We start from the raw sequence: 7281 nt of genomic DNA, 5'->3' as shown, positions 1-7281 counted from the left end.
CTGGAAGTTCAGCCCGTCCACGGACTTCACCAGGCCGTCGTCGGTCGGGAAGTGGATGCGCAGGTCGCGCACCTCCAGGAAGGGGCGCGCCCCGGACGCGGCGGGCACGGATGCGCTCTTCACTAGTTCAGCCTCACCCTCGGGTCGACCACGGCGTAAAGGATGTCCACGATCAGGCTGGCCAGGACGATGAAGACGGTCGCCAGCAGCACCACGCCCATCACCATCGGCAGGTCGCCCGACTCGATCGAGTCGATCGACAACGCCCCCAGGCCCGCGAACCCGAACGTCTTCTCCGTCAGGACAGCGCCGCCCAGCAGCAGGCCCAGGTCCAGCCCGAAGACGGTGAGGATCGGCGTCAGCGAGGCCCGCAGCGCGTGCTTGGTGATGACGGTCCGCTCCGGCAGGCCCTTGGCCCGGGCGGTGCGGATGTAGTCCTCGTTCAACGTCTCCAGCATGCCCGCACGCGTCAGCCGCGCGTACAACGCGGCGTACAGGAACGCCAGCGTCACCCACGGCAGGATCAGGTTATAAGCCCAGTCCACCGGATTGTCCAGGAAGGAGGTGTAGGCCACCCCGTTCGGCCAGAGCTTGAGGCCGTAGGCGAACACCGCCAGCGACACCAGGCCGGTGAAGTAGATGGGCAGGGAGACGCCCGCCAGCGCCGTCATCATGGCGAGGCGGTCGAAGAGGCTGCCGCGGCGCAGCGCGGAGATGATGCCGATGCCGACGCCGACGACCAGCCAGATGACCGCCGCGCCGGCGGCCAGTGACAGTGTCACCGGCGCCCGGTCCAGGAGCGTGGGCAGCACCGGCTCGGAGTTGCGGAACGAGTACCCCAGGCACGGGGCGTCGCAGTGCATCACGCTGGGGCCGTTGCTGAAGTCCTGGCCCGCCACGATGCCCTTGACGAACCGGCCGTACTGCACGGCGATCGGGTCGTCCAGGCCCAGCCGCTCCTTGATGTCGGTGATCGCCTCCTGCGTCGGGGCCTTGCCCGCGTAGGAAGCGGCGAGCTGGTCGGTGGTCTGCCCGGCCAGTTTCGGCAGCAGGAAGAAGATGCCGAAGGTGACCATGCTGACGATCATCAGCATGGCGACCGCGCCGAAGAGGCGCCTGACGATGAATGCGAACACTTGGAACGGCCCGGCGAGCGCGGCCCCGAAAAGGGGCCGCGCTCACCTCTCGGCCTTCACCTGCCTTCTGCGGTGATCAGACGAACCGAGCGGACGTGGGCTACTTCACGCCCAGGTTGAGGTAGTCGTACATACCGCTGTAAGCGGCCGACACGAACACGTTGCTGATGGTGTCGGGACGGTACAGCAGCTGGTTGGAGTAGGTCAGCGGGACGATGTCGCCGCTCTCCATGACCGCCTTGTCGACCTGGCCGTACATCGCGTTGCGCTTGGCGGTGTCGTTCTCCTGCGTCGAGGCGTCGAAGAGGTCGTCGACGGCCTTGATGTCGGTCTCCGACAGGTTGGTGTTGCCGGCGGGCTTGATGGAGCGGCTGTCGACGATCTGCTGGAGGAAGCCGAAGCCGGACGGCCAGTCGGCGCCCCACTTCATCATGGACAGGCCGACCTTGTTGGACTTCACGAACGACGGCGCGCCGGCGTACTTGGTGAAGTAGTCACCCGACGGGTAGCTCTTGATCTCGACCTTGATGCCGGCCTTGGCCAGGCCCTGCTGGATCGCCTGGGCGGCGGCCATCTCCTTGGGACGGTCGGCGCGGGCGGTCAGCGTGGTGGTGAAGCCGTTGGGCTGCCCGCACTCGGCCAGCTGCTCCTTGGCCTTGGCCGGGTCGCCGGCGTTGTTGGCCGACGGGTACAGGTCGAACTTCTCGTAGCCGGTCACCGACGGCGGCAGCACGGTGGTGGCGATCTCGCCGCCGGCCAGGGGGCCGCCCAGGCCCGTCTGCACCGAGACCTTGTCGACGGCGTACTGCACGGCCTTGCGGCAGGCCGGGTTGTCGAACGGCGCGACCTTGGTGCTGATCGTCATGTAGGTCAGCGAGTTGCTGGTGGCGACGTCGGTGTGGTTCTTCTGCGCGGCGTTGCCCAGGGCCTTGGGCTGGGCGGCGGTGGCCAGGCCGGCGCCGGCCAGGTCGACGTCGAGCGCGCCGGACATCAGGCGGTTGTCGATGTCGTCCTGGTTCTGGTTGAGCGCGACGGAGATGGTGTCGGGCAGCGCCTTGCGCAGCGGGTCGGTCGAGGCGTCCCAGTGCTGGTTGCGCGAGAGCTTCATCTCCTTGCCCGGCACGTAGGAGTCGACCTTGTAGGGGCCGGAGGAGACGATCTCCTTCTTGTAGTTGACACCGGTGTCCTTGGCGCGCGGGACCGGGGCGGTCTGCGGCATGGTGCCCAGGTAGTCGAACTCCGAGAACGGCGTGTTCAGGTGGAAGACGATGGTGTGGTCGTCGGGCGTCTCGATGGACTTCAGGCCCTCTTCGGACTTGTCCTTGTAGGGGCCCTTGTAACCGCCGGGGTTGTCGACCAGGTATTGCTTGAAGTACTTGGGGCCGAGCTGGAGCTCGGAGGTGAAGTTCGAGCGCTCGACGGCGTACTTGACGTCCTTGGAGGTGACCTCGGTGCCGTCGTCGAACTTGACGCCCTTGCGGATCTTGTAGGTCCAGGTCTTGCCGCCGTCCGAGGGGGTGCCCAGCGACTCGGCGAGGTCGGGGACGACCTCGAGGTTGTCGTTGCCCGGGGCGTTCTTGAAGGTCGTCAGCGCGCGGGCGTAGTTGCGGGCGAAGTTCCAGGAGAACGCGTAGTACGTGTCGCCGGGGTCGGGCGAGTCCCAGTCGCTCGACATGGCGTAACGCAGGTTGCCGCCCTTCTTGTCCGAGGCGTTGACGACCGCGGTGTTGGCCGCGTCCGCCTTGGCCGCGGAACCCGAGGTACCCGATTCGGAGTCGCCGCCGCAGGCGGTGAGCCCGGCGGCGAGCACCGCGCCCACCGCGAGGGACGCCCCGATCTTGATCTTCTTCATGTGCTGAGCGCACCTCTCTGGGAACTGGCAGGGGAAACGCGAACCCGTGGGGGGTTCATCGGGCCCGGGGGTCGAGTGCGTCGCGCAGCCCGTCCCCGAGCAGGTTGAAGGCCAGGACGGTGATGAAGATCGCCATACCTGGGATGATCATGAAGAACGGCGTGTTCTGGTACGTCGGCACCGCCAGCGTCAGCATGCCGCCCCACGAGGGGGTCGGGGGGTTCACGCCGACGCCCAGGAAGGACAGGGCCGCCTCGAAGAGGATGTTGGTGGGGATCAGCAGCGTCGCGTAGACGATGACCGGCGCCACCAGGTTGGGCAGCAGTTCCTTGAACAGCACGTACCCGTGGCCGGCGCCGAGGCTCCGGGAGGCGTCCACGAACTCCCGCTCGCGCAGGGACAGGGTCTGGCCGCGCACGATGCGCCCGATGTAGGGCCAGTTGAAGAAGCCGATCACGAAGATCAGCACCCCCACCCGCAGGCCGTTGCCCTTGATCCCCAGCACCTCGCCCGGCACCACGCCCACCAGCGCGATCGCGAACAGCAGCAGCGGGAAGGCCAGGAACACATCCATCGCCCGGCTGATCAGAGTGTCCACCCAGCCGCCGAAGTAGCCGGCGAGCACGCCCATGACGGTGCCGATCAGCACCGACAGCAGGGTCGCCAGGAACGCCACCAGCAGCGAGATGCGCGCGCCCGAGACGATCCGCGAGAGCATGTCGCGGCCGGTGTTGGGCTCCACGCCCAGCAGGTGGTCGGCGCTGATGCCCGAGTGCAGCCAGCCGCCCTTGGGGCGCTGGAACGTGGGGTCGATCAGGTTCTGGTTGTAGACGGTGGGGTCCTGCAGGAAGAACGGGCCGAAGATCGCGGCCACGATCAGCAGGACGATGACCACCCCGCCCGCCAGCGCCGCCTTGTCGCGCTTGAGGCGGAGCCAGGCGATCTGCCCCAGGGAGCGTCCCTGGACGGCCTTGCCGGGGACACCCTGCAGAACGTCCTCCGGATGGGCCTCGACCTCGCCCTTCGACACCTCGATGGGCGCGGTCACGCGGTCTCCCTAAGCTCGCTCACGCACGTTCCTCTCCTGCCACCGGACACCCGCCGCCGCGGCGGCGTGGTGTACGTGCCCCTTGTATCCGCGCCGCGGTCGACGCCAAGGTGCTCGGAGCAGCCCTCTTAACAGAAAGTTACCGTTTGATGACACATCCTGGATTCTTCTCCCCCCGACGGAAGAACTTCCGTTACAGAGGCCGAATCCGGACACACCGCAAGAGAGTATCCATGCCGCCGGATAGGGCTTTGTTCCCGGAAGCCATGATCACGGAAAGATTTACATTTTCGAGTCATACGTGTGATCTGATCAACGGGGAGGGATGTACGGGGCGAAGATTATCCGTACCAGCGAGTAACCGAGCACCCGGAGTGGAGCGCTCCAGCGTGTGCTTTCTCACATTATGGACAGCGAAAAGGCCCGCCCCCGTCCGGGAGCGGGCCCTGGGACCGCGTGCGCCGGGGCCACCGCCCCGGCGCGCTTCAGATCCCGCGGCGGCGCAGGATCTCCTCGATCTCCTTCATGTCGTCGTCCATCCCGTCCCCCAGGGCCGCCCCGCCGCGCGGCGCGGGAGCGGCGCCCTGCCGCTCCGCGGGAGCCACCCGGCGCGGCCCCGCCTCCGGCGCGCGCGAGCGCAGCCGCACCCCGGACACCACGTACAGGACGCCCGCCAGGCCCAGGACCGCCACGCCCGCCCAGCGGGCCGGGTTGAGGGCCAGCGAGGCGAGGAACCCGGTCAGCCCGGTCAGGTAGAACCCCAGCGGCACCAGCGACCAGGCCGCGCCGCGCAGGCCCGAGGCCGTGCCGCGGCTCCGGGCGAACCGCCAGCTGGCCAGCAGCCCCAGGACGGTGGCCGCGAGGCTGACGGTGAACAGCAGGACATCGCTCATCTCTCACTCCCCAGTGCGCTTCCTCCATCGTCACACGCGGGAGCCGCGGTCTCCTCCTCCCCGGGGAGGGTTCGGCCCCCGATCTCCTCAGGGTCTCCCCCGGGCGCGGATCAGGGGCGCACCACCAGGGAGCGCAGCCGCTCGACGGTCAGCCCCTCCATCGAGGGCAGCACCGTCCGGGTCGGCGCGTGCTCGATCGGCACCACGCACGGGATCGCCACCACCGCGCAGCCCGCGGCCTCGGCGGCGCGCACCCCCGTCAGGGAGTCCTCCAGCGCCACGCACCGCGCCGGGTCGGCGCCCAGCAGGCGCGCCGCCTTCAGGTAGGGCTCGGGGTGCGGCTTGGTGTGGTCCACCTCGTCGCCGGCGACGGTCAGCGCGAAGTGGTGCCGGCCCAGCGCGTCGATCGCCACGTCGGCCAGCGAGCGGACCGTGGAGGTGACCAGCGCGATCGGGACGTCCGCCTCGGCCGCCTCGGCCAGCAGCTCCCCGGCGCCCGGCATGACGACCAGGTCGGTCGGCAGCCGCTCGGCCATCAGTCCCAGCAGGCGCTCGGCGACCTCCTCGCGGGGCACGCGCGAGCCCGCGAGCGCCAGCATGTAGTCGACGGTCGACCACAGCGCCCCGCCCACCACGGCGTTCTGGTGCTCGACGTCCCACGGGCCGCCGAGCCACCGCATGACCTCGTGCTCCACCTCCAGCCAGACCGGCTCGGAGTTGATGAGGGTGCCGTCGAGGTCGAAGAGGATCGCTTGGAGACTCACGGGAGACGAGGATATGGCGGAACCTTGACGGGCGCAGTAGCGTTCCCCGGACAGAGACTACCGACTGGTAAGGAGCACCCCCCATGACGTACCGGTCCATCCTCGTGGGCACCGACGGTTCGGATTCCTCCTTCCTTGCCGTGGACCGCGCGGCGGCCCTGGCCGGGGCGACCGGCGCGGTGCTGGTCCTCGCCTCGGCCTATCACCCGATGCCGGAGAAGGAGCGCACGGTCGCCGCCGACCGGCTGGGCGACCTGGCCTACAAGGTGCAGGGCGCCACACCCGCCGAGGACGTGCTGCGCGCGGCCCGGGCGCGCGCGGTGACCGCGGGCGCCAAGGAGATCGAGACGGTCGCGGCGGAGGGCGACGCGGTGGACGTGCTGGCCACGCTGGCGCGCCGCCAGGACGTGGACCTCGTGGTGGTCGGCAACCGGGGCCTGAACAGCCTGGCCGGGCGGCTGCTCGGCTCGGTCCCGGCCAACCTCTCCCACAAGTCGCCGTGCGACGTCCTCATCGTCCGCACCACCGACGGTCGGTAACGGGAGTTTCGGTACCGCGAAGCCGGGAAAACCCCCGTGAAACAAGCGGGGATCACCCGAAACGTCGACATCCCGCCCCGGCCCCGCCGGGGTGGGATGCCCGGTCGAAGGGACGGGGACGGGCCGCCAGGACATAGGCTGGAGTCGGCCCCGACGTGTCGTCACCCCCGGTAAGGAGGCCGCGTGCTCGAACTGGAATCCGTGCCGGAGCTCGACCGCCCGGTGCTGGTCGCCGCGTTCGAAGGCTGGAACGACGCGGGTGAGGCGGCCAGCGGGGTGATCGGCCACCTCGCGGAGAGCTGGGGCGCGCGCCAGATCGCCGAGCTCGACCCCGACGACTACTACGACTTCCAGGTGACCCGCCCGGCGGTGCGCCTGGCCGGGGACGGCGACCGGCGCGAGATCGTCTGGCCCACCACCCGGATCCTCACCGCCCGGCTGGAGTCCGGGCGCGACGTGGTCCTGCTGCACGGCATCGAGCCGAACATGCGCTGGCGCGCGTTCTGCCGCGAGATCACCGACTACCTGGTGCGCCTGGGCGTGCGCAGTGCGGTGCTGCTGGGCGCCCTGCTGGCCGACTCGCCGCACACCCGCCCGGTCCCGGTCAGCGGCAGCGCCGCCGACCTCGGCCTGGGCGAGACGCTGGCGCTGGAGCCCTCCCGCTACGAGGGCCCCACCGGCATCCTGGGCGTGCTCCAGGACGGCCTCGACGGGCTGGGCGTCGCCACGGTCTCGCTGTGGGCGCAGGTCCCGCACTACGTCTCCGCCCCGCCCTCGCCCAAGGCCACCCTGGCGCTGCTGCGCCGGGTGGAGGACATCCTGGACGTGACGGTGCCGCTGGGCGAGCTGCCCGAGCAGTCCCGCGCCTGGGAGGAGGGCGTCAACGAGCTCGCCGAGCAGGACACCGAGGTCGCCGACTACGTGCGCACCCTGGAGGAGCAGAAGGACGCCGCGGAGCTGCCGGAGGCGTCCGGCGAGTCCATCGCCCGGGAGTTCGAGCGCTACCTGCGGCGCAGGGGCATGGAACCGCCGGTCTGATCTGTCCGGAT

The 7281-nt window shown here is 69.7% G+C and carries 7 protein-coding genes; 2 read left to right on the top strand and 5 right to left on the bottom strand.

Annotated elements, in window-relative coordinates:
• Nucleotides 1–122: 122 nt before the first annotated feature.
• From ABD140_RS33530 to ABD140_RS33510, 5 genes are all read right to left on the bottom strand, one after another.
• Nucleotides 123–1136 carry an ABC transporter permease gene (locus ABD140_RS33530; RefSeq protein WP_344245801.1) on the bottom strand — a complete coding sequence of 338 codons (1014 nt, stop codon included), beginning with the start codon at nucleotides 1134–1136 and terminating at the stop codon, nucleotides 123–125.
• A gap of 100 nt (nucleotides 1137–1236) precedes the next feature.
• Nucleotides 1237–2988, bottom strand: a complete 1752-nt coding sequence (locus ABD140_RS33525; protein WP_344245799.1) for an ABC transporter substrate-binding protein — start codon at nucleotides 2986–2988, stop codon at nucleotides 1237–1239.
• Between the two features lie 55 nt (nucleotides 2989–3043).
• Nucleotides 3044–4036 carry an ABC transporter permease gene (locus ABD140_RS33520; protein ID WP_425544178.1) on the bottom strand — a complete coding sequence of 331 codons (993 nt, stop codon included), beginning with the start codon at nucleotides 4034–4036 and terminating at the stop codon, nucleotides 3044–3046.
• Between the two features lie 485 nt (nucleotides 4037–4521).
• Nucleotides 4522–4929 carry a hypothetical protein gene (locus ABD140_RS33515; RefSeq protein ID WP_344245797.1) on the bottom strand — a complete coding sequence of 136 codons (408 nt, stop codon included), beginning with the start codon at nucleotides 4927–4929 and terminating at the stop codon, nucleotides 4522–4524.
• A gap of 110 nt (nucleotides 4930–5039) precedes the next feature.
• Nucleotides 5040–5693, bottom strand: coding sequence for an HAD family hydrolase (locus tag ABD140_RS33510; protein ID WP_344245795.1), 654 nt, complete (start codon nucleotides 5691–5693; stop codon nucleotides 5040–5042).
• 83 nt (nucleotides 5694–5776) lie between these two features.
• Here ABD140_RS33510 and ABD140_RS33505 point away from each other — a divergent pair, with 83 nt between their 5' ends.
• Both ABD140_RS33505 and ABD140_RS33500 read left to right on the top strand, forming a co-directional pair.
• Nucleotides 5777–6232, top strand: coding sequence for a universal stress protein (locus ABD140_RS33505; RefSeq protein WP_344245793.1), 456 nt, complete (start codon nucleotides 5777–5779; stop codon nucleotides 6230–6232).
• Nucleotides 6233–6415: 183 nt separating this feature from the next.
• Nucleotides 6416–7270 carry a PAC2 family protein gene (locus tag ABD140_RS33500; protein ID WP_344245791.1) on the top strand — a complete coding sequence of 285 codons (855 nt, stop codon included), beginning with the start codon at nucleotides 6416–6418 and terminating at the stop codon, nucleotides 7268–7270.
• Nucleotides 7271–7281 lie beyond the last annotated feature (11 nt).

Source organism: Actinocorallia libanotica (genome assembly GCF_039525175.1).
GTDB classification, from domain to species: Bacteria; Actinomycetota; Actinomycetes; order Streptosporangiales; family Streptosporangiaceae; genus Actinocorallia; species Actinocorallia libanotica.
Note: the sequence above shows the minus strand (reverse complement) of the source record. Positions and strands in the feature narration are given on the sequence as shown.

Coding starts and splice junctions, on each gene's coding strand:
- ABD140_RS33525 (WP_344245799.1), bottom strand. CDS start 2,988: ATGAAGAAGATCAAGATCGGGGCGTCCCTCGCGGTGGGCGCGGTGCTC.
- ABD140_RS33515 (WP_344245797.1), bottom strand. CDS start 4,929: ATGAGCGATGTCCTGCTGTTCACCGTCAGCCTCGCGGCCACCGTCCTG.
- ABD140_RS33505 (WP_344245793.1), top strand. CDS start 5,777: ATGACGTACCGGTCCATCCTCGTGGGCACCGACGGTTCGGATTCCTCC.